Here is a 23,328-nt window from a genome sequence, read left to right on the forward strand (position 1 = left end):
TCAAAAGAAGCCTTTCAGCGTCAGGCTGATGCCGGACAACAGCAGCAAGCCAAAGGCAAAGCGCCGCAGTGCCTGGTTCGACAAGGGTGGCGGGAAACGCCGCGCTGCCACGGCCGCGAACATTACCACCGGCGCCCCCAGCAGTGCCAGGCCGACAAAGCTCTCGCCTACCGGCTCCGTCCAGAGCACAGCAACCAGGCGCAATGCAGACATCACACTGAAGAAGCAAATCAGGGTTGCACGAATGGCAGCGATACGATCGGGCTGCCGGTACATCATAAAGGTGGCGGGCGGGCCAAAGACTGCAAAGAGCCCCCCCATCAGGCCGGCCAGAACGCCGCAGAAAGCAAAGGCCGGCACCGAAGATGGCTTTTCCAGCTGTGTTACCCGGTACATCATCAGCAGGCTGCTGCCGATCAGACAGAGCCCAAGCGTTCCCTTGAGCAAACCCAGCTGGCCCTCGCTGGTGTAAGAGAGCAACTCCAGGCCAACAAAGGTGACCGGCAGGCAGGTTGCCAGCATCAGCCCCAGCGCCCGCCAGTTCGCATCCCGCCAGCGGCCGCCTCGCAGCGTCGCCGCCGCGTTGACCAGCGTCAGGGCACCGACCAGCAGCGCCGTCACATCGATGGGGGCAAGCCCCAGCGCCGTAACAGTAGCCATCACTATAAGGCCAAAGGCAAAGCCGGTGGTGGCCTGAATATAACTCGCCAGCGCCAGGCAGAGCAGCAACAGCAGTTCAGAGCCACCAAAGACGATCATGCAACATCCTCGCCGTTACCCCTGGGGGCAAATGAAACCATCAGGCGGCCCGCGCCGTTTAGTCGGCGATCCACAGCGACTTGATGTTGCAGAACTCGCGAATGCCGTAGCTGGCCAGCTCACGCCCAAGACCAGACGCCTTGGTGCCGCCGAACGGCATGCGCACATCGCTGGCGACCGGCGCATTGACGAAGCAGGCACCGGCTTCGAGGCGACGGGCAATGGCCTCGCCCCGCTCGCTGTCGGCGGTCCAGATACTGGCCCCCAGGCCAAAGCGCGTGGCGTTGGCCAGACGAATGGCCTCTTCCGCATCCGCCGCCCGTACGATGGACGCCACCGGGCCAAAGAGTTCTTCGTCGAAGGCCATGTTGCCGGGCTTTACGTTGTCCAGCACCGAGGGCTGATAGAACCAGCCGGGGCCGTCCTGCACAGCGCCACCGGTGAGCAGCCGGGCGCCGCCAGCAATAGCCGCGTCCACCTGTAGCTGCAATCCGCTACGCAGATCTTCCCGCGCCATAGGCGCCAGAGTAGTACCCGCCTGCAACGGATCGCCGGTCTGCAACTGCGCCACCCGCGCCAGCATGCGCTCGACAAACTCATCGGCTATGGTGGGCGTCAGAATAAAGCGCTTGGCGGCGATGCAGATCTGACCAGCATTGCCAAAACGCAGTTTCATGGCGAATTCCACCGCCTTGTCGAGATCGGCGTCCTCCAGCACGATAAAGGGGTCGGAGCCGCCCAGCTCCAGTACCACTTTTTTCAGATTCTGCCCCGCCATGGCGGCGATCTTGCGCCCGGTAGCTTCGCTGCCAGTAAAGGCGACGCCCTGCACACGGCCATCGGCGATAACCGCGGCGGTCTGCTCAACGGAAATCAGCAGGGTGCTGAACAGACCTTCGGGGGCGCCGGCTTCACGCAGTATGTCTTCAACCAGCAGCGCACAGCGGGACACATTGGGCGCGTGCTTGAGCAGCGCGGTATTGCCGGCCATCAGCGTCGGCGCCAGGAAGCGGAACACCTGCCACAGGGGGAAGTTCCACGGCATCACGGCCAAAATGGTGCCCAGCGGCTCGAAACTCACCAGGGAGCGGCGTGCATGGGTCGGGATCAGCTCATCCTGCAGCATGGCCGCGGCGTGCTCGGCGTAGTGCTCACAGCACTGGGCACACTTGTCGACTTCACCCAGGGCTTCAGGCAGCAGCTTGCCCATTTCCAGCGAGATGGTGTGCGCCAGGGACTCGCGCTGCGCCCTCAGCACCGCCGCGATCCGGCGCAATAAAGCCCCACGCTGGTCGTTGCCAGTGGCACGCCACTCTAGGCTCGCCGCCTGGGCCTTGTCCAGGCGCGCCTCGAGCTGGGCACCACTGAGCAGGTCAAAGACTTCAATCAGTTCGGCGGTGGCCGGATTACGGGATTCAAACATCATTTCAAAGCATCCTTGTGTATCAGGTTGAAACGGGCACTTCGCAAAGCCTTTACCCGCAAAAGCAGCAGCACCGGTACCCGGCACGGCTGCTCAGAACTAACGAAAAAGTCGTACTGTCTCAGGTGCGCTGGTCGCCGTGATACAGGCGCACAACATGGCGGGCTTCGGCGAAAAACAGCCAGCGCTCCACCAGCAACCCCGCCAGTGCCAGCAGTGCGGCGAGCAGCGTTGCCAGCGCATGGCCCTGCAGCAGCAGCAGGAAGGGCACGACAAAGGCCAGTGCCACCATGGCAAATCTCAGGCGCAGCAACTTGTTGGCCGCCACTGTATAGCCAAACTCATTGGTCAGGAAGGTACCGGCACTGTGGCCGGCATCCAGCAGCCGCACGCTGGCCTGGGTAAAGCCGGTGGCGGTCTTGATGGTGGCACCGGCGGGCTTGCCGATCCAGAACAGGTAGATCAGTTTGGCCACCGCACCCAGGGCAATCAGGCCCAGCCCTGCGCTGCGCAGCACCGGCGACAGGCCATCCTGCAGCAACGCCTGCAAGGTCGCCAGGCAGAGCGCGCCGGACATCAGCCCCAAAGACAGGTAGTTCAGCGGCGTCAGCGCCGTGCACCACTGACGAATGGTTTTCAGGCTCGCATAGATCATGCTGGTGCAGAACAGCGTGACCATGGCCAAGAGCGCCGCCACCACACCGCAGGCGCTGTAAAAGCCGCCCAGTTCACTGCCCTGGACGTAGATGCCAAACAGATACAGCAGCGCCACCGGATAGAAGAGCACGGCGAACACCGCCTCGCGGGACAGCCAGGAAGTGCGAAAGCGCGCGAAGGAACGCCAGGCATTCTTCGGATTCGCAAGATGCAGCGTGGACGACAGCAGGCCGATGGTGATCATCAGCAGTGCCAGCACAGCACCGGACAGCAGCAGGGTGCTGTCCTGCAGCGCATTCAGCCCCGCCAGCTGTGCCAGTACCATCAGGGCGAACAGGCCATAGCCGGCCCCGGAGGTGACGGTAAAGATCAGTACAGAAAATGCCGGATGCATAACAAGAACTCCTGAAACGGTTCGGCTGAACTCAGCGCGTGATGACCTTGTTAACCCACTGCTTCAGGGTCGCCCCCAGGGACGGCTTGAGCTGGTAGGTTTCAACCACCTTCTTGTTGCGCGGTGGCAGATAGGTGTTCACCGGGTTGTAACCCAGTTCCGGCATCAGCTGCTGACCACTGCGCTCACGGGTCAGGCGGCTGACCTCGGAATCGGGATCATCAAAGTCACCGAACACCCGCGAGCTGGTGGGGCAGGTCAGCACGCAGGCCGGCTGGCGTTCGGCTTCCGGCAGTTTTTCATCGTAGATGCGGTCCACACAGAGGGTGCACTTCTTCATGGTGCCTTCCTGCGGATCCAGCTCGCGGGCGCCATAGGGGCAGGCCCAGGAACAGAGGTTGCAGCCCATGCACTTGTCCTGATCCACCAGCACTATGCCGTCTTCCTTGCGCTTGTAGGAGGCGCCGGTGGGGCACACGGTGACGCAGGCGGCGTCTTCGCAGTGCATGCAGGACATTGGCATATGAACGGTCTTGCTGTTGGGCGTATCGCCCACTTCGTAGGTGCGTACCCGGTTAAGCCAGGTGCCCGACGGATCACGCCCGTAAGGGTCCTTGTCCGACAGCGGGCCTATGGTGCCGGAAGTGTTCCACTGCTTGCAGGCTGTAGCGCAGCCATGACAGCCAACACAGGTATCAAGATCGACGACGAGTCCGAGTTTCATATTATTGTTCTCCCGTTATTTCTCGCCACGCGTCAGAATATCGAGCATCGGACGCTTGAGGTTGACGTTCTTGTGACTGCTGTAGCTGAGCATCTGCGGCGACGCCTTGGCTCCCGGCAGCGGCTCATGGGACGAGAACAGCGGCCAGGTTCCGGTTTCACCTTCCGCCGCCGGCGTGATTTTGACGCGCAGGTCGTACCAGGCGGCCTGCCCCGTAACCGGATCTGAGTTGGTCACTCCGTCTTGCTTGTCGCCCTTCGTGGGCAACAGTTCGGAAATCAAATGGTTCATCAGGAAGGCATCGGTCGCCTCGTTTGAGTCCTTCGACAGGCCCCAGGCGCCGCCCTTCTTGGCGATGGCGTTCCAGGTCCAGACGGTGTTCTCGTTGCAGCCTTCCATCAATTTCACCTGGGCCCGGATCTTGCCGTTATGGGACTCGACCCAAACCCAGGACAGATCCTTGATGCCGGCTTTCTCGCCCGCCACCCGGTTCATGAACAGATAGTTCTGCGACATGATCTGGCGCAGCCAGGCGTTCTGGCTGTCCCAGCTGTGATACATGAACATGGGCCGCTGATTCACCGCATGGAAGGGGTATTCATCACGATCGATACGCTGCTCTTCCAGTGGCATGTAGAAGAACGGCAGTGGGTCGAAATATTTGACCAGCCGCTCCTTGTGGTGCTCTTCGGTGGGCATGGGGCCGTCGTACAGACCCTGGCCCGCCAGGCGGAAGGTCTGGAGTTTTTCCGAATACAGCTCGATCAGGATCTGATCGGTAGAGCCCACCCAACCGGCCTCCTTCGCCAGCTCCATATAGTCGCGGTTGGCGTGGCGCATGTAGCGCTGGTTCAGCCCCAGCTCGAATTCAAAGAAGCCCTCATTTTCTTCATAGGCCTCCCACTGGCGCGGATTCGGCTCACCGCGCAGCGATTTGCTGCCATCAACACCACGGTAGCCCGCCAGGAAACCGATACCGGGTTCCTTCTGAAAGTTGATGATGAAATCCTTGTAGCCTTCGTAGCGGCGCTCACCCTCGGGGGTAGTGAAGGCCGGGAATTTCAGCCGGCCCGCCATCTCGATCATCACTTCCTGCCATGACAAGACATCGCGATCGGGCTGGATCACCGGAATACGCACCGAGTCGCAGGCGGCATGGGTCTCGGAGATAGGCCGGTCAAGCATCGAAATAGTGTCGTAGCGCTCCAGATAGGTGGTATCCGGCAGTATCAGATCGGAGTAGGCCACCATCTCTGAGTGGAAAGCATCGGAGCAGACGATAAACGGAATCTTGTACTCGCCGTCGTCTTCCTTGGCGCAGAGCATCTCCAGCGTCTGGGCGGTGTTCATGCTGGAATTCCAGGCCATGTTGGCCATGAACAGCATCAGGGTGTCGATCTTGTAGGGATCACCCTTGACCGCGTTGCTGATCACCATATGCATCAGGCCGTGACAGGAGATAGGCGCGTCCCAGCTGTAGGCCTTGTCGATGCGCAGCGGATTGCCGTCAGCATCGATGACCAGATCTTCCGGGCAGGTCGGGAAACCCAGCGGCGGTGATTTCAGCGGCGTATTGGGCGCGCACTCCTTCGCAGGCTTGATGCCCGGTGGCACATGCTTGGGAAACGGCGGCTTGGCCAGATGGCCACCGGGGCAGTCGATGGTGCCGAGCAGAATCTGCAGCAAATGAATGGCACGGCAGGTCTGGAAGCCATTGGAGTGGGCGGAGATACCGCGCATGGCGTGCATCGACACAGGGCGGCCGATGAACTTGTCCTGCTTGCGGCCGGCCCAGTCGGTCCACTCAACATCGATGGTAATGGTTTCCCGGAACGCCACATGGGCCATCTCCAGCGCCAGACGCTCGATGGTCTCGGCGTCCACGCCACACCCTTTGGCCGCGTTTTCAGGGGCGTACTCGTCGTCGAGATATTTCTGCAGCAGAATGCTCATGGCGGTGCGCAACGGCGTGCCATCGGGGGCCTTGAATTCGCCAAACAGGGCCGGCGCCACATCGGTACGGCTGGCATCGGCGAAGCTGTCGGTCGTCTGGTCCCAGATCTGGATTTCGCCGCCGCTGCGATAGAACAGGCCATCGCCTTGCACGCCCGGGGTATTCACCACCAGCTGCGGCGAGTTGGTGTAGCGAATCAGGAATTCTTCATCCACCAGCTGGTGTTTGAGCAGCACATGCACCATCGATAGCGCCAGCAAACCATCGGTGCCTGGCCGAATGGAGATCCACTCGTCAGCGATGGCCTGGTAGCCGGTACGTACCGGGTTGATGGAGACAAACTTGGCGCCGCGTTCCTTGAGCTTCTTCAGACCAATCTTGATCGGGTTGGAGCTGTGATCTTCCGCCACACCCCACATCATGAAGTACTTGGTGTTGTCCCAGTCCGGATCGCCGAACTCCCAGAAGGCGTGGCCCATGGTGTAGAGGCCGCCGGCCGCCATATTGACCGAGCAGAAGCCGCCGTGGGCCGCCCAGTTGAGGGTGCCAAACTGGCTCGCCCACATGCCAGTAAGGGCCTGCATCTGATCGCGGCCGGTGAAATAAGCGAGTTTTTTGGGATCTGTGGCGCGGATATGGGAAAGGCGCTTTTCAAGGATATCCAGTGCCCGGGTCCAGGAAATGACTTCAAACTCGCCGGCGCCACGCTCGGTACCAGGTTTGCGCAGCATGGGGGCGCTGAGCTTGGCGGGGGAGTTCTGCTTCATGATGCCGGAGTTACCCTTGGCACAGAGCACACCCTTGTTGACCGGGTGATTGGGGTTGCCCTGAATGAAGCGAACCTGATTGTCTTCCACCGTTACCTTGATGCCGCAGCGACAGGCACACATATAGCAGGTGGTGTATTTGATCTGCTGCTTGTCGTGCGCCTCGAACTCCGGCAGTTCAACCGAATCGATCAGCAACTGCGCATCAAGATTGCAGGGCACATCAGCTTTTACTGAATTCATTATTATTTTCCAACCCGGTACCGGTGCCGCAACCTGGAATCTTCGCGCTTGAAAATACAGGCGACCACACCCTGATTATCCTTCACAGCGCCACTGGAGCACGGCACTGCAACTCGCAGGCATAAGGACCATGATGCTGCATATAACTTAAAAGAATATGCTGACATTAACTGGTTATATTTAAACAGTGTAGAAGATTGCACGGCCAGGCGACAAACGCCAACCAGCAAGGACTTATAGTGCCAGCCGGCAGCTACAGGGCTGAATCTGAGCCCGGGCGCAACTCTGAGCCCTGGCCGTTACAACCTCGCATGGCATGACAAAGACAGTTTATCTGGCTCTATGGGCTAGCCTTTGAAGTCACTAGGCTTGAATTATCGGGTTTGAAGCATGGGATGCTTCATCATTGACTGCAGGGCAACCCGGATCATTCGACCGTTCCGACACAGGGGCTTTCATGGCACGCGCATTCAAAACCCGACCCAAACAGACACTCTGGACACGGCTGTTTCCGTTCCTGCTCTGGGGGCGTTTAGTAAACCGGGAAAGCCTGCGCTGCGATTTTTTTGCCGGCCTCACCAATGCGGTCATAGTACTGCCCCAGGGCGTGGCCTACGCGCTTATCGCCGGCATGCCGCCCCAGTACGGCCTTTACGCAGCCATAGTGCCGGCTATTATTGCCGCGCTCTTTGGCTCGTCCTTCCACTTGATCTCGGGCCCCACGGCGGCACTGTCTATAGTCGTGTTTACCACCATAAGCCCGCTGGCCGAGCCCGGCTCCGCCGAATTTATTCAACTGGCGCTGACGCTGACGCTGTTCGCCGGGCTCTTCCAGCTCGGGCTGGCGCTGGCGCGTATGGGCGTGCTGGTGAATTTTGTCTCCCATTCGGTGGTTATCGGTTTTACCGCAGGCGCCGCAGTGGTCATCGCCTCCAGTCAGATGAAGAACCTGCTGGGGGTCAGCGTAGAGAGCGATGGCACCTTTGTTTCCACCTGGATGGGTGTGCTGGAGCGACTGGCTGATACCAACCTGTATTCCCTGGCCGTGGCGCTATGCACCCTGTTCAGCTGCCTGATTATCAAGAAGCTGTTACCCAGGTGGCCCAACATGCTGCTGGCCATGATCATCGGCAGCACCCTGGCCGCGGTACTCGGCGCCGCCGAGCACAACATTGCCCTGGTGGGCTCGATCCCCGCGACACTGCCCCCCCTGAGCCTGCCGGACTTCTCGCCAGCACTGCTGCATCAGCTGGGCTCAGGTGCGCTTGCCATCGGTTTGCTGGGATTGGTGGAAGCCGTATCCATCGCCCGTTCGGTAGCCAGCCGTTCGCATCAGACTATCAGCGGCAACCAGGAGTTCATGGGCCAGGCGCTGTCGAATATTGTCGGTTCCTTTTTCTCCTGTTATGCCTCCTCCGGCTCTTTCACCCGCACCGGGGTCAATTACGCCTCGGGGGCACGCACACCGCTGGCGGCCGTGTTCGCGGCCATTTCCCTGGCCATCATCGTACTGCTGCTGTCGGATCTCACCGCCTATGTGCCCATCCCCAGCATGGCGGGCATTCTGCTGGTGGTGTCCTGGAATCTGATCGACTTTCACCATATAGGCGCCATTCTCAAGGCCGGGCGCTCGGAAGCCTCGGTGCTGATCATCACCTTCCTCGCCACCCTGATCATGGCGATGGAGTTCGCGATCTATATAGGCGTCATGCTGTCGCTGGTGTTCTACCTCAAGACCACTTCCAAGCCGAAAATCGTCCAGGTGCTGCCGGACCCGACCTCCCCCACGCCCTTTTTCGTCAGCAACGAGGGCCGCGATCTGCCCGAATGCCCGCAGCTGCGGATTATCCGCATCGAGGGGTCACTGTTTTTCGGCGCGGTGAACTACGTCAAGGAATACCTGCAGGACCTGCCGGAGAATAACCTGCTGATCGTGGGCAACGGCATGAACTTTATCGATATCGCCGGCGCCGAACTGCTGGTGCACGAGGCCCGGCGCCGTCGTGCCGCAGGAGGCACACTTTATCTGAGCAACCTGAAAGACCGGGTGTCCCACTACCTCGACAAGAACGGCCATATTGAGGAACTGGGGGCGGAGAATATTTTTATCAGCAAGGGCATCGCCATCACACGCATCTACGAGCGTCTCGATCGCCCCACTTGCGACAACTGCACCACGCGCATCTTCAGCGAGTGCCGCCGCGACACCCCGTGCGGCTGACCCCGACGGGGCACCCTTGGCTGCATCAACAGCCACCATCTGGTTCCTCCCCGGGAGGGCGGCCTCCTTTACACTGTTTTTATCCAGCGTCCGTCTGCGGCCGCGCCGCGCCGGGGCTTTGCTGTGTTTAATTTGCAGTGTTTAACCTGAGGCAGAACTGATGACCGAGACGATGCTCATTGAACAACCCGACACTATGGTTTCTGTGCGGGAGCGCTTTGGTATCAACTCAGACCTGCGTGTGCCCGCCTTCACCGAGCGTGACGACCATGTGCCGGAAATCGATCCGGCCTACAAATTCAACGAAGATGTGACACTTGCCATCCTGGCGGGCTTTACCCAGGACAGGCGCGTCATGATTCAGGGGCTGCACGGTACCGGCAAATCCACCCATATCGAGCAGGTAGCGGCACGCCTGAACTGGCCCTGCATAAGGGTCAACCTGGACGGTCACATCAGCCGCCTGGATCTGGTGGGCAAGGACACCATCAGCCTGCGCGATGGCAAGCAGGTGACCGAGTTTCAGGAAGGCATAGTCCCCTGGGCACTGCGCCGCCCCGTGGCACTAATTTTTGACGAGTTCGACGCCGGCCGACCGGATGTCATGTTCGTGATCCAGCGCATTCTGGAGCGCGACGGCAAGTTCACCCTGCTGGATCAGAACGAAGTGATACATCCGCACCCCTATTTTCGCCTGTTCGCCACCGCCAATACCGTCGGCCTTGGCAACCTCAACGGCCTGTACCACGGCACCCAGGTGCTCAACCAGGCACAGATCGACCGCTGGAACATTGTCGCCACCCTCAACTACCTGCCCCGTGAGGATGAAATCGCCATAGTGCAGGCGCGGGTACCCTCCTTCGCCACAGAAGCAGGACACAAGCAGGTCGCCGCCATGGTGGCCGTGGCCGAGCTGACCCGTCAGGGCTTTGCCAGCGGCGATGTGTCGACGCTGATGTCGCCCCGCACCGTGATCTCCTGGGCCGAAAACAACGATATCTTCCACGACCTGGCCCGCTCGTTCCGCTTGTCGTTCCTGAACAAGTGCGATGAAGCCGAGCGGCCCATTGTCGCCGAGTACTTCCAGCGCTGCTTTAATCAGGAACTGACGGAATCCTATCTGCTGCACGCATCCAGCTGAGGTAGCCATGACTCAAAGCGGCTTCAATAAACCGCTCACCGCCTGGAACCCGGAGCAGGCACCGCAGCTCGCGCCCCAGGCTGCGGAGAAGAGCAGCGATGCCCCCAGGCTTGAGCGCAAGCAGCAGCAGATCGAAGAGCTGAGCGGCGCCGCCATGCGCGCAGAGACCGGCATCCGCAACCTGCGCTTTCGCGGCCGGCGGCTGGAAATCGACGGCCGCGCCTATCCGGTGCGCGTGCCTCATCTGCTCACCGATCTGGAACGGGACGACTTCCGCTCCTTTCGCGGCGCCGCCGATGGTATCGCCCTGCGGCTGCGGCACAATGACCGCCGCCTGCATGACAAACTCAAGCCCGCCGCGCCCATTGCCCGGCTGATATTCGAAATGCTGGAGCAGCTGCGGGTCGAATCCCTGGTAGAAGACCATCACCCCGGCGTGCGCGCCAATCTGACCCACAGATTCAGCGCCTGGAGCGCGCAATTCCACGCCTCAGGCCAGACCGAAAACCATATCGGCCTTATGCTCTACACCCTCACCCAGATGAGTTGGGCACTGCTCAGCGGCAACCCGGTGAGCGAAGAGTCCGAAATGCTGATTGAAATGCCCCGGGTTTCTCTGGGCCGCCAGATAGGCGCACACTTTGGTCTGTTGCGCCGTACCCGCCACGACCAGCAGGCCTTTGCCGAACATGCCCTAGCCATAGCCGCGGTGATTCAGGACATGATCGATGAACTGAATCAGGAAATGGCGCTGAACGAAGAGCGCGATGCTTCTGAAATCAGCGAGAACAGCCACCAGAACTTCAGCCTGCTGCTGGAGCTCGAAGGTGATGATGGTGAGCTCGGCGGCCAGTCTGTCGCCGCCAGCGAGCGTGAGCATGCCGGTGATGGCGATAGCTATCGCGTCTTTACTACCCAGTACGATCGTGTGCTGCCTGCGGCTAAGCTGGTGCGGGCCGAACAGCTGACCGACCTGCGCGAAAAGCTGGATACTCGCATCCGCGCCCAGGGGCTTAATGTGCCTCGCCTGGCCCGAAAGCTGGCGCGCATTCTGTCGGCGCCTGAGCGCGACGGCTGGGAATTCGGCCTGGAAGAAGGTCGCCTCGATGCCCGCCGTCTGTCCCGCCTGGTCACATCGCCCGGCTACCGGCAGCTGTTTCGTCAGGAGCGCCACCAGCCCCACAGCAACTGCCTGGTCAGCTTCCTGATCGACAACTCCGGCTCCATGAAGGCCCATATCGAATCCATCGCCATGCTGGTCGATGTATTCTCAAGAGCCCTTGAGCAGGCCGGTGCCAGCACCGAGGTACTGGGCTTCACCACCGGGCACTGGAACGGTGGCCGGCCTATGAAGCAGTGGCTTGGACGTGGCAAGCCGGCCAATCCCGGCCGGCTGAACGAGCTGAACCATATCGTGTACAAGGATGCGGACACGCCCTGGCGGCGCGCCCGCGCATCCATGGCGGCATTGCTAAAGCCGGATCTGTTCCGCGAAGGCGTGGATGGCGAGGCCCTGCTCTGGACCCTGGGCCGCATGCAGGCAAGGCGGGAAGAACGCCGCATCATCATCGTCATTTCCGACGGTTGCCCGATGGACAGCGCCACCCTGCATTCCAACAGCGACGACTTGCTGGATGTGCATCTGCGCCAGGTGGTGAGTCAGATTGAAGCCCGCGGCGACATGGAGCTCTATGCCCTGGGTGTCGGGCTGGACCTGAGTCCCTACTATCGCCATAACCTGGCGCTGGACATGGAGCATCAGCTCGACAATGCCGTTTTCGAGGAGGTCTTGCAGCTGCTTGCCCGGGGCAGGCGCCGCTGAGCAGCGGCCTGAATCAGTAACCGGCCAGCTGCAGCTGCTCCACCAGCTCGGCGCTGTTACGCACCCGCAGACGGTCATGGATGGCCTGGATATGGTTGCGTGCCGTGGCGGGCGCTATCCCCAGCGCCCGGGCCACCTCCTTGTGACTGAGCCCACGCGCCACCTGCAGTGCCACCAGCAACTGGCGCGCGCTAAGGTTATCCACAGCCAGACGCGGCCGTACCCGCAGTATCAGCAAATCGTCCTCCAGCAGGCGCGTCAGCACCAACAGGCGCCCGACGAACAACTCCTGATTATCGTCCAGCAGCGCCCGGCACAGCGCGGCAGGTAGCCGCGGGCCCTGCCAGTCGGGCCATTCACGCCGCAATTGCACGCCAAACTCGCCTTCCTGGTAATGGAGCACACCGTTGCTGTCGACAATACCCAGACTGCGGTGCGGACCGCGGTGCTGACTGCTCAGACGCGCCACACCCAGCAGACGGTTGATCGCCTGGGACTCGATCAGGTGTGGCAGCAGCTGCTCGCACAGCAGTTGCTCCTGCGGATCAAAGCTATCGTCATCGCCAGCACGAAAAAATACACACTCATGCACCAGCCCAAGCTCGGGCTGGGGAACTGATATTCGCAGAGTCGGTGCCGGACCACTTAGCTGCTGTGCAACGTCTTCATCCGACGACAGGGCGGCGGCCCGGTCCGACACATCCCCACAACGAAACTCCCGCCGACACAGCAGACCTTCCAGCGTCTGCAAGGAGGTGCGCCACAAAAAACCGTTGAAAGGCAACGCCTGCCTGATCAGACCCAGCGCGGCCGTTTGAAATTCGGCATTCGCCTTCTCCCGCGCCACCCGGTACAACCCCAGCGTCAGCCTGTTGAGCGTATCCACCTGTTTTTCCCCATCTGGACTTTATCAGCTCGTGGGGCCATCCGTGCCAGCGCTGTTACAGCATCCTTACAGTTGCAGACTAGTTCAATTGCATCATGTTCGCGGCCTGAAACAAGTCCTATTGTTGGTGCCAGATCGCGTGAAAAGAACCCCGGACGGGCGCGCTGACAGCGCGATCCTGTAAGCGAAATAATACATCAGAAAAACGCCACACCCGCAGCGATGCGGAGCCGGAAAGCCACGGGTCTCAGCGAGATGGCCGGGTTGCCTGAAGCGTAGTCGGCGCCATCCTGGTCGCTGACTGGAACTGGCGGTAATGGTACCCGAACAGGTACAGCTCCCCCAGGGCGTTACCGCAACAGGATGGCGTTGGTTCCTGCCACAGGCACTGACAGTCCACTTGCCTGAACCGGTACACCCTACCCCGCCAACCCAGTCAGCCCCATCAGCGCCGCATGGCGCTTCCAGCGAATTATGCACAGAGTCACAACCGGATCGGCGGTGCGCCCGACCCATGTCATCAATTCCGCCCGGGAATAAGGGCTATATGGATAGAACCCAATTGATAGGGTTGCTCCACGAACTGAACAGCAGGGGTGTTAGCAAATGAAAAAGCTGTCTTTACTGGCCATCGCCATTACCGCCGCCATGGGGCTACCTGCAGCGGCCACCTTTGGCGCTGATGCATTGGAAACCGATGTTATCAAACTGAAAACGGACTCCTCCAACCTGAAGGCTAATACGGATAACCTGAAGAAGGACACTGACACACTCAAAGCCAACACCGATAACCTGGCGGGTGGCCTAGGCGCTGTTGCGGCGAGAGTATTGATATTAGAAACGACCGGAGGACCGGTAGGTCCGCAAGGGCCCGCAGGCCCACAGGGACCGGCAGGTACTGATGGCGCTAAAGGCGATAAGGGTGACACCGGAGCACCCGGTACTGATGGTGCTAAAGGCGATAAGGGTGACACCGGAGCAACCGGTATTGATGGTGCTAAAGGCGATAAGGGTGACACCGGAGCACCCGGTACTGATGGTGCTAAAGGCGATAAGGGTGACACCGGAGCACCCGGTATTGATGGTGCTAAAGGCGATAAGGGTGACACCGGAGCAACCGGTATTGATGGTGCTAAAGGCGATAAGGGTGACACCGGAGCACCCGGTACTGATGGTGCTAAAGGCGATAAGGGTGACACCGGAGCAACCGGTATTGATGGTGCTAAAGGCGATAAGGGTGACACCGGAGCACCCGGTGCCACAGGACCGCAGGGGCCAACTGGGCTTAGCAACTATGAGCGAATTCAAATGGATTGCACCACGTCAGTCGCTGGAACAACTAGCGTCACGTGCACCGCACCTTGTCCGCTTGGGAAAAAAGTGCTCGGCGGTGGACTATTTAATGCGAATTCGAACTGGGTGGTCATTCACAGTTACCCAGCCACCGATGGAAGCTGGTCGGCCACTCTGACAAGATCGGGTACAAATACGACTGCCAATGTCAGCGTTTATGCCATTTGCGCAAACACTAACTAGCATCGAGATGCTCAGGAGACTTGTCATGAAGAGTACTATTGCTGTTTGCGCCACCCTTGCCCTGCTGTTGGCCGGTAGCGCCCAGGCGAACCATTGCGACGCTGATCTGGCCGATGCAGAGCAGGCCATCGGCACGGCCGCAGTCACCCTTGAACCCAATGCACTGGATGCGGCGGATGCGCTGGTGGATCACGCTATCACCGCCTGCGAGGCTGAGGAAGACCAGCTGGCGACCGCGGAGCCTGACTCCCCCATGGCCGATCCGGACTACGTGACCGTGGGTCAGTCGATGCTGATCAACGCCACCCAGCTGGCCAGCGGCAACTAGAACCGACCGAGGCGCCCTGCCGCCTCGACTGCACACCCCTGAAAGGGGCTGGGCCTTGAGCGCCAGCCCCTTTTTATATCAAGCCGAAACCCGCTAGAAAAGCAGCCTGCACAGGGCTGTTCCCACCACGATTTCTCTGCGTTGACGCTGGTCAATTCGCCACATTATCTCTTGGCCCCAGCCATGGATATGAAGTGGTCCTAAACATTCCCACTGGCAAAGTTGAATATAAAACGACCGCCTACCCTTGCAGGGTGAGCGTTCGGGGCGCGGACTGATGCCCTGAAAGGCATTGCCAGACCTCGCGCCCGGCAGAGCCGACTAGAATAATAACAACCCAGCACTCGCTGATGGACCCAGAATCGGAGCTACAAATGAAATTTACAAGTAAGGCTACGAAAGTTCTATCCCTGTCACTCTGCCTCGCTGTTTCCGCGGTGGTAAGCACAATGGCCCAGGCCAAAACCTTCAAGGTCGCGGTCGGTGATGCCGCAGGCGGCACCCAGCATGAGCTGGGCAAGAAATTCAATGAAGTTCTGATGGAAAAAACCGGCGGCAAACATGACGCCAAACTGTTTATGAATGGCCAGCTCGGCAGCGAGCAGGACACCGTGAACGACGCTGCAATCGGCACCCTGGATTTCTCTATCCTGGCCATCAACAACGTTACTCCCTTCTCCCCCAGCGTCGGCGCCCTCACTCTGCCGTACATGATCCAGAGCCTGGACGATGCCATCACCTTGACCCAGGGCCCTGTCGGTGAACAACTGGTCGAGAACACCCTGCGGGATGCCGGCGTACGCATCATCGGCTGGGCCTATTCCGGCTTTCGCGTGCTGACCAACTCCAAGCACCCGGTCACCACCCCGGCAGATCTGAAAGACGTTGTAGTTCGCGTGCCCAAAAACGAAATCATGATCGATACCTACAAGGCTTGGGGTATCAACGCCACGCCTATGGCCTGGTCCGAAACCTTCACCGCACTGCAGCAGGGCGTTGTCGATGGCCAGGACAACCCGTACATCACCGTCTATGCGATGAAGTTTGATGAAGTGCAGAAGTACGTCACCAACCTGCGCTACCTGTTCTCCATTGAGCCGCTGATTGTCAGCGAGTCCGTGTTCCAGGATCAGTCCGCCGAAGACCAGGCCGCCATCCTGGAAGCCGGCAAGGCTGCCACTGCCCACAGCGCTCAGTTCCTGCGGGATCAGGAAAGCAAGATCAAGGCAGAGCTGACCGAGAAAGGCATGGTCATCGCGGATCCGGCCGATAATGAGAAAGAGTGGATCGACCTTGCCACAAGCAAAGTCTGGCCGAAGTATGTCGACAGCATCGGCGGCAAGGACGTCCTGAACAACGTACTGAAATCGCTGGGCCGCGACGAAATCTGATCCCTTGTTAGCAGCCGCCCTTGCGGTGGCCGCGCAATGAATCGGTTTCCACCAGAAGGCTGTCTGGACAGGCTGGTCCGAGCACGTTGATCAGCCCTATTCCGGCAGCCTTCTGGCTTTATATCAGCACGTTAAAATGCATGACGCTGCTGCCCGTCGGGTAGGCCAGCCCGCATTTCCAGGAGAACTCACTATGGCAAAAGCCACGGTTCTATTCAGGATTCTCGGTAATATCGAGAGTTACATCTGCCGAACTCTCCTCTCCGTCTTCGTCATACTGCTGTTCCTGCAGATCATTTCACGGGAGCTGTTCCAGCATTCTCTTTCATGGACTGAAGAGCTTTCGACCTACATGTTTGTCTGGTTCGTATTCTTTGGCGCCAGCTATGCAGCCAAACTATCGGCCCACAACCGTGTCACCTTCCAGTTCAAACTCCTGCCCCCCAAGGTAGGGGTCGTCATGGAAGCCATTTCTGACCTTATTTGGGTCTGCTTTAACTGTTATTTCGTGTACCTGAGCTACGACTTTGTATTCCACAAGATGAACCTGTTCTGGAAATCTCAGACGCTCGGCGTCCCCATGAAATATATCTACCTGATTCTGCCTATCGCATTTTCCCTGATGACTATTCGCATTCTGCAGGTTAATTATTACAAGCTGATCAAAGGCATTGATATTCGAGATCCCGAGTCGCTCGAAGTCGAAAAGCTGATGGACTCAGACAATCAGAATAGCAAGTCCGTCTAGGTCAGGAGTTTGTAATGGTTGAATCATCCATCGTATTAATTCTGTTTGGTAGCTTCATCGGCCTGCTGCTGATGGGCGCACCTATTACCGTCGCCCTGGGCGTATCGGCACTTGTGTCATTTCTCTATCTGGACGAGAACCCGATCAAGTTTGTCCAGATCGCCTTTACCTCCGTCGGTTCCTTTCCGCTAATGGCGCTGCCTGCCTTTATTCTGGCCGGTGCCCTGATGGAGGCCGCCGGTATTTCACGCCGCCTGGTGCATCTGGCGGAAAGCTTTGCCGGCCCTGTGACCGGTGGTATATCTGCCGCTGCTGTACTGGCGTGCATGTTCTTTGGTGCCATATCCGGTTCCGGCCCCGCAACCACCGCAGCGGTGGGCATGCTGATGATTCCGGCCATGATCAAGCGCGGTTACGACAAAGGCTATGCATCGGCGATTACGGCATCGGCCGGCAGCCTGGGGATTATAATTCCGCCGTCGATTCCCATGGTGATCTTCGGTATTTCAGCGATCGGCATGGTCGCGCCACCTGAAGCCATCGCCAAGTTTGGCGAGTTTCAGACAGTATCCATTCCCAAACTCTTTATTGCAGGCTTCGCACCGGGGCTGATTATCGCCACCACCCTGCTGATCATGAACTACGTGAGCTGCAAAAAACGCGGTTACCATGGCACCAGCGATGGCTGGTCATCCGACCAAATATTGAAGGCATTCAAGGAGGGTTTCTGGTCGATACTCGCGCCGCTGGTGATTCTGGGGGGTATATATACCGGCTTCTTTACCCCGACCGAATCCGCCATCGTCGCCATCTTCTATACCCTGTTCGTGGGTGTGTTCATTCACAAGGAGCTCAAGCTAGAAAGCATTTTCCACTCCCTGGAAACCACCACCTGGCTGAGCGGGCGCGTGCTGCTGATCCTGTTCACCGCCACAGTATTCGGGCGTCTGCTGGTTGAAAACCAGATTCCCGCCATCGTGGCCGAATCCATGCTCAGCATTACCGACAACCTCTATCTGATCTGGACCATGATTATCGCCTTCCTGCTGTTTGTTGGCATGTTCATGGAAACCCTGGCCGCCATCATGATACTGACGCCGGTACTGCTGCCCATCGCCTACAGCCTGGGTATAGACCCCGTTCATTTCGGTATTGTTGTCGTCTGCTGTCTGGGGATTGGCTTTCAGACGCCGCCACTGGGTGAAAATCTGTTTATTGCGTCTGGCATATCCGGCACCTCTATCGAAGAGATTTCCCTGCGGGCTCTACCCTTTGCGTTTGCATCCATCGTTGGCGTCTTCATCATCGCCTTCTTCCCGGATCTGACGCTCTTCCTGCCAAGGTTGCTGGGCTATTAGTGATCCTGACCAGGCCCGCATCATTAATGGGTACGGGCCTTTCATGCGGCATATTGAAGAATTTGAGGTAAATAGCATGCTGCCAGAATTCAAAAAGATACTTTACTGTACCGACCTGTCGAAGAACGCCTCCTTTGCGTTCAAGTACGCAGTTTATCTAGCCAAATCCACCGGCGCCGATATTCACGTACTGCATGTAATTGAAAAGCTCTCGGACGATGCTCACTTCGCGTTACAGACCTACGTTCTTAATGACAAGAGCCGGGATGACTTTCTGCATCACCGCATCCAGCACGCCCGCGAGCGACTGAATGAACGCCAGGATTATTTTTGGGATGTACTGGCACCGGAAGAAAAGGCGTTTCGCTCAAAAATAGTCTCCGTCGATATTGTGGAAAACTATCCGGCGGAAAATATCCTCAAGAAGTCACGGGAACTGCAGTGCGACCTGATCGTGATGGGCGCCCATGAGAAAGGCCGCATCATGCATACCTTCCTCGGCAGTGTAGCCAAAAGCGTGCTGCGGCACTCCAAAATCCCCACCCTTGTTGTGCCACTGCCAGACAAGGAAGAAGCTGCCAAAGAAAAGGCCGCCGCCAGGAAACGTTCCTGAGGCTTCCGCCTCGCTGCCCCCTCGGAGCCAACGGCTCCGGGGATATCCCGGCGATTCGCAGTCCCCTTCCCTATAAGCCTCCGCAACATCCTTCTCAATAGCTCTCATCAATAGTCCCCCAGGCGTTGCTGCATCTGCCCATTTGAACGTGCCCTGATGCAGCCACACTGCGGCTTTGTCTAACCACCCCGTATCCAAACAAAAGCGGTATCTTACTGAGAGGTCGGGTGAATCCAGTTATGCACCACGCTGTCGTTGCTCCAGCGTTCGCGACAGAGACCGCCGGCTGCTTGAACACAGTCAAGCTACTGGCTTTGAGCTCGATACTTAACTAAAACTAAGCACAGGGCACGACAGCGCTTATTGAGATTGATCGAAACACTTGAGGCCGTTTACAGTGAGCATGGATGCTCAGAAGCGGAGCGCTACTGGGCGCTGGGGCGGATAGGATCAGGTAGCGCTTGTGCAGGTTTACTATTTTATTTTAAACCCCACATACGAAAAAGCCCCGACCGAAGGTCGAGGCGTTTTCGTTGAATAAATGCTTGGCGCCTTGCAGGCGAGCCGTCCCGCAGACAAGTATGCTGCGGTCGTCAAAACGGGTCAAAGCTGCGCTTCGACAAGTCCCGTTTTGACCCTACTATCACATGGCTGGGCGGCCGCGAGCGGCGCTGTCTACCTGCCCCATGTGAGGGTCATCGCTGAACAATACCCCATACGGAAAAACCCCGGCCTCATCGAGACCGGGGTTTCCGTTATTAAATGCTTGGCGATGACCTACTTTCACATGGAGCACACTACGCTACCCTTGGAGGTACTGGGTTTCACTACTGGGCGCCGCGGCGGATAAAAAGCGGATGGGATCAGGTGGCTCTTTTGCTGGTTTACTGTTTTCTTGCAAAATCCACATACAAAAAAGCCCCGACCGAAGGTCGAGGCTTTTCTGTTTAAATAAATGCTTGGCGATGACCTACTCTCACATGGGGAAACCCCACACTACCATCGGCGATACCGCGTTTCACTACTGAGTTCGGGATGGGATCAGGTGGTTCCACAGCTCTATTGTCGCCAAGCAAAACTTGTACAATATGGATTCTGGCCTCGACAGCGTGTGGTCTGTCGCGACGTAGCTTAATTCGAGGGTGAGCTTTCACTCTATGTCTGTCTGCAGCACAAGCTCTTGCCAATGCGTCAATCTCGTCTCTCGTGCTTTTCGCCTGCTGGCCTTGCGGCAACAGCAGGCAACCAAACGCCTTGGGCGTTATATGGTCAAGCCTCACGGGCAATTAGTACGGGTTAGCTCAACGCCTCGCAGCGCTTACACACCCCGCCTATCAACGTCTTAGTCTTAAACGGCCCTTTAGGGGGCTCAAGGCCCCAGTGAGATCTCATCTTGAAGGGGGCTTCCCGCTTAGATGCTTTCAGCGGTTATCCCGTCCGAACGTAGCTACCCGGCAATGCCACTGGCGTGACAACCGGAACACCAGAGGTTCGTTCACTCCGGTCCTCTCGTACTAGGAGCAACTCTTCTCAAATCTCAAACGCCCACGGCAGATAGGGACCGAACTGTCTCACGACGTTCTAAACCCAGCTCGCGTACCACTTTAAATGGCGAACAGCCATACCCTTGGGACCGGCTTCAGCCCCAGGATGTGATGAGCCGACATCGAGGTGCCAAACACCGCCGTCGATGTGAACTCTTGGGCGGTATCAGCCTGTTATCCCCGGAGTACCTTTTATCCGTTGAGCGATGGCCCTTCCATGCAGAACCACCGGATCACTAGAACCTACTTTCGTACCTGCTCCACGTGTCAGTGTCGCAGTCAAGCACCCTTCTACTCTTGCGCTCAATGCATGATTTCCGACCATGCTGAGGGTACCTTCGTGCTCCTCCGTTACTCTTTGGGAGGAGACCGCCCCAGTCAAACTACCCACCACACAATGTCCTCGAACCGGATTACGGTCCAGAGTTAGAACCTCAACAGTACCAGGCTGGTATTTCAAGATTGGCTCCACGCAGACTGGCGTCCACGCTTCAAAGCCTCCCAGCTATCCTACACAAGTAATGTCAAAGTCCACTGTGAAGCTATAGTAAAGGTTCACGGGGTCTTTCCGTCTAGCCGCGGGTAAACTGCATCTTAACAGCTATTTCAATTTCACTGAGTCTCGGGTGGAGACAGTGTGGCCATCGTTACGCCATTCGTGCAGGTCGGAACTTACCCGACAAGGAATTTCGCTACCTTAGGACCGTTATAGTTACGGCCGCCGTTTACCGGGGCTTCGATCAAGAGCTTCGCTTGCGCTAACCCCATCAATTAACCTTCCGGCACCGGGCAGGCGTCACACCCTATACGTCCACTTTCGTGTTTGCAGAGTGCTGTGTTTTTAATAAACAGTCGCAGCCACCTGGTATCTTCGACTCCCAACAGCTCACCCCGCGAGGGGGTCACCATCAGGAGCGTGCCTTCTCCCGAAGTTACGGCACCATTTTGCCTAGTTCCTTCACCCGAGTTCTCTCAAGCGCCTTGGTATTCTCTACCTGACCACCTGTGTCGGTTTTGGGTACGGTCAGCGGTAACCTGAAGCTTAGAGGCTTTTCCTGGAAGCGTGGCATCAACGACTTCAGTTCCTAAGAACCTCGTCATCAGATCTCAGTCTTAAGGGGGACCGGATTTGCCTAATCCCCCAACCTACATCCTTAAACGCAGACAACCAACGCTGCGCTCGCCTAGCCTTCTCCGTCCCCTCATCGCAGTTACCGCCGGTGCAGGAATATTAACCTGCTTCCCATCGACTACGCATTTCTGCCTCGCCTTAGGGGCCGACTCACCCTACCTCGAATAGCGTTGGATAGGAAACCTTGGTCTTCCGGCGTGGAGGTTTTTCACCCCCATTATCGTTACTCATGTCAGCATTCGCACTTCTGATACCTCCAGGATGCCTCACAGCTTTCCCTTCAACGGCTTACAGAACGCTCCTCTACCATGCCATAAATGGCATCCACAGCTTCGGTGTATCACTTAGCCCCGTTATATCTTCCGCGCAGGCCGACTCGACTAGTGAGCTATTACGCTTTCTTTAAAGGGTGGCTGCTTCTAAGCCAACCTCCTAGCTGTCTGAGCCTTCCCACATCGTTTCCCACTTAGTGATAACTTTGGGACCTTAGCTGGTGGTCTGGGTTGTTGCCCTTTTCACGACGGACGTTAGCACCCGCCGTGTGTCTCCCATGATTGCACTCACCGGTATTCGGAGTTTGCATCGGGTTGGTAAGTCGGGATGACCCCCTAGCCGAAACAGTGCTCTACCCCCGGTGGTGAGACATGAGGCGCTACCTAAATAGCTTTCGAGGAGAACCAGCTATCTCCGGGCTTGATTAGCCTTTCACTCCGATCCACAGGTCATCCGCTAACTTTTCAACGGTAGTCGGTTCGGTCCTCCAGTTGATGTTACTCAACCTTCAACCTGCCCATGGATAGATCGCCCGGTTTCGGGTCTAATCCCAGCAACTAAACGCCCTATTAAGACTCGGTTTCCCTACGGCTCCCCTAGACGGTTAACCTTGCTACTGAAATTAAGTCGCTGACCCATTATACAAAAGGTACGCAGTCACGGTCTCAAGAACCGCTCCCACTGCTTGTACGTACACGGTTTCAGGGTCTATTTCACTCCCCTCACAGGGGTTCTTTTCGCCTTTCCCTCACGGTACTGGTTCACTATCGGTCAGTCAGGAGTATTTAGCCTTGGAGGATGGTCCCCCCATGTTCAGACAGGATAACACGTGTCCCGTCCTACTCGTTTTCATTGATAAGGCGTTTTCGCATACGGGGCTATCACCCACTACGGCGGCACTTTCCAGGGCCTTCTGCTAACACCAAACCAACTTAAGGGCTAATCCCCGTTCGCTCGCCGCTACTAAGGGAATCTCAATTGATTTCTTTTCCTTCGGGTACTTAGATGTTTCAGTTCCCCGAGTTCGCCTCTTAAAGCCTATGTATTCAGCTAAAAGATACCCAGTAAACTGGGTGGGTTTCCCCATTCAGACATCTCCGGATCAAAGGTTGTTTGCCACCTCCCCGAAGCTTTTCGCAGGCTACCACGTCTTTCGTCGCCTCTGACTGCCAAGGCATCCACCGTGCACGCTTCGTCACTTGACCATATAACCCGAAGGCGTCTGGTAAGGACGAGAGTTCGATAAGATTTTTCGCCATTGGCGCTTGTACTACAGTACAAGACATATCTCGAATTAATTCGAATCCACATTGTTAAAGAGCGATAAAGCATTGAAGCTTTAAATCATGCACCCTGTGAACAGGACACACTGTTTAAAGCTCACTCGCTTTAACTTCAAGATCAGATAATTCGT

General features: G+C 57.8%; 15 protein-coding genes, 2 rRNA genes and 1 riboswitch. Of the genes, 9 read left to right on the plus strand and 8 right to left on the minus strand.

The window, feature by feature from the left end:
- The 5 genes from A8C75_RS20805 to A8C75_RS20825 form a co-directional block, all read right to left on the minus strand.
- On the minus strand, positions 1-759 hold the full coding sequence (locus A8C75_RS20805) for a sulfite exporter TauE/SafE family protein (protein ID WP_067386273.1): 759 nt from the start codon (positions 757-759) through the stop codon (positions 1-3).
- Between the two features lie 58 nt (positions 760-817).
- The gene (locus A8C75_RS20810; RefSeq protein WP_067386274.1) at positions 818-2,185 is read right to left on the minus strand and encodes an NAD-dependent succinate-semialdehyde dehydrogenase; all 1,368 of its coding nucleotides are present in this window, start codon (positions 2,183-2,185) and stop codon (positions 818-820) included.
- 118 nt (positions 2,186-2,303) lie between these two features.
- Entirely contained in the window at positions 2,304-3,233 is a 930-nt protein-coding gene (locus tag A8C75_RS20815; RefSeq protein ID WP_067386275.1) for a dimethyl sulfoxide reductase anchor subunit family protein, read from the minus strand.
- Between the two features lie 31 nt (positions 3,234-3,264).
- On the minus strand, positions 3,265-3,957 hold the full coding sequence (locus tag A8C75_RS20820; RefSeq protein WP_067386276.1) for a 4Fe-4S dicluster domain-containing protein: 693 nt from the start codon (positions 3,955-3,957) through the stop codon (positions 3,265-3,267).
- Positions 3,958-3,972: 15 nt separating this feature from the next.
- Positions 3,973-6,921, minus strand: coding sequence for a molybdopterin oxidoreductase family protein (locus tag A8C75_RS20825; protein ID WP_084784186.1), 2,949 nt, complete (start codon positions 6,919-6,921; stop codon positions 3,973-3,975).
- Positions 6,922-7,378: 457 nt separating this feature from the next.
- On the opposite strand from A8C75_RS20825, the gene A8C75_RS20830 reads away from it, so the two are divergent.
- The 3 genes from A8C75_RS20830 to A8C75_RS20840 all read left to right on the plus strand — a co-directional run bounded on the left by A8C75_RS20830 (position 7,379) and on the right by A8C75_RS20840 (position 12,105).
- Positions 7,379-9,142 carry a SulP family inorganic anion transporter gene (locus A8C75_RS20830; protein WP_067386277.1) on the plus strand — a complete coding sequence of 588 codons (1,764 nt, stop codon included), beginning with the start codon at positions 7,379-7,381 and terminating at the stop codon, positions 9,140-9,142.
- A 160-nt stretch (positions 9,143-9,302) separates the two neighbouring features.
- The gene (locus A8C75_RS20835; protein ID WP_067386278.1) at positions 9,303-10,283 is read left to right on the plus strand and encodes an AAA family ATPase; all 981 of its coding nucleotides are present in this window, start codon (positions 9,303-9,305) and stop codon (positions 10,281-10,283) included.
- Between the two features lie 7 nt (positions 10,284-10,290).
- Positions 10,291-12,105: a cobaltochelatase CobT-related protein gene (locus tag A8C75_RS20840; protein ID WP_084784187.1), complete on the plus strand. Its 1,815-nt coding sequence runs from the start codon at positions 10,291-10,293 to the stop codon at positions 12,103-12,105.
- Between the two features lie 13 nt (positions 12,106-12,118).
- On the opposite strand, the gene A8C75_RS20845 is transcribed toward A8C75_RS20840, so the two are convergent.
- Positions 12,119-12,991, minus strand: a complete 873-nt coding sequence (locus A8C75_RS20845) for a helix-turn-helix transcriptional regulator (protein ID WP_067386279.1) — start codon at positions 12,989-12,991, stop codon at positions 12,119-12,121.
- 197 nt (positions 12,992-13,188) lie between these two features.
- Positions 13,189-13,263: riboswitch (cyclic di-GMP riboswitch) on the plus strand.
- Positions 13,264-13,597: 334 nt separating this feature from the next.
- On the opposite strand from A8C75_RS20845, the gene A8C75_RS23735 reads away from it, so the two are divergent.
- From A8C75_RS23735 to A8C75_RS20875, 6 genes are all read left to right on the plus strand, one after another.
- Positions 13,598-14,527 carry a collagen-like domain-containing protein gene (locus tag A8C75_RS23735; protein WP_084784188.1) on the plus strand — a complete coding sequence of 310 codons (930 nt, stop codon included), beginning with the start codon at positions 13,598-13,600 and terminating at the stop codon, positions 14,525-14,527.
- Positions 14,528-14,552: 25 nt separating this feature from the next.
- The gene (locus tag A8C75_RS20855) at positions 14,553-14,855 is read left to right on the plus strand and encodes a hypothetical protein (RefSeq protein ID WP_067386281.1); all 303 of its coding nucleotides are present in this window, start codon (positions 14,553-14,555) and stop codon (positions 14,853-14,855) included.
- 449 nt (positions 14,856-15,304) lie between these two features.
- Positions 15,305-16,246 (plus strand): TRAP transporter substrate-binding protein, encoded by a 942-nt coding sequence (locus A8C75_RS20860; protein ID WP_227819978.1) that lies wholly within the window; start codon positions 15,305-15,307, stop codon positions 16,244-16,246.
- A gap of 193 nt (positions 16,247-16,439) precedes the next feature.
- Entirely contained in the window at positions 16,440-16,994 is a 555-nt protein-coding gene (locus tag A8C75_RS20865) for a TRAP transporter small permease (protein ID WP_067386283.1), read from the plus strand.
- A 14-nt stretch (positions 16,995-17,008) separates the two neighbouring features.
- Positions 17,009-18,352 carry a TRAP transporter large permease gene (locus tag A8C75_RS20870; protein WP_067386284.1) on the plus strand — a complete coding sequence of 448 codons (1,344 nt, stop codon included), beginning with the start codon at positions 17,009-17,011 and terminating at the stop codon, positions 18,350-18,352.
- A 43-nt stretch (positions 18,353-18,395) separates the two neighbouring features.
- Entirely contained in the window at positions 18,396-18,965 is a 570-nt protein-coding gene (locus A8C75_RS20875) for a universal stress protein (protein WP_227819979.1), read from the plus strand.
- Between the two features lie 957 nt (positions 18,966-19,922).
- Here A8C75_RS20875 and rrf read toward each other — a convergent pair.
- Together rrf and A8C75_RS20890 are read right to left on the minus strand one after the other, a co-directional pair.
- Positions 19,923-20,038, minus strand: a 5S ribosomal RNA gene (rrf, locus tag A8C75_RS20885).
- A gap of 192 nt (positions 20,039-20,230) precedes the next feature.
- A 23S ribosomal RNA gene (locus A8C75_RS20890) occupies positions 20,231-23,119 on the minus strand.
- Positions 23,120-23,328: the final 209 nt, after the last annotated feature.

Source organism: Marinobacterium aestuarii (genome assembly GCF_001651805.1).
GTDB lineage: Bacteria > Pseudomonadota > Gammaproteobacteria > Pseudomonadales > Balneatricaceae > Marinobacterium_A > Marinobacterium_A aestuarii.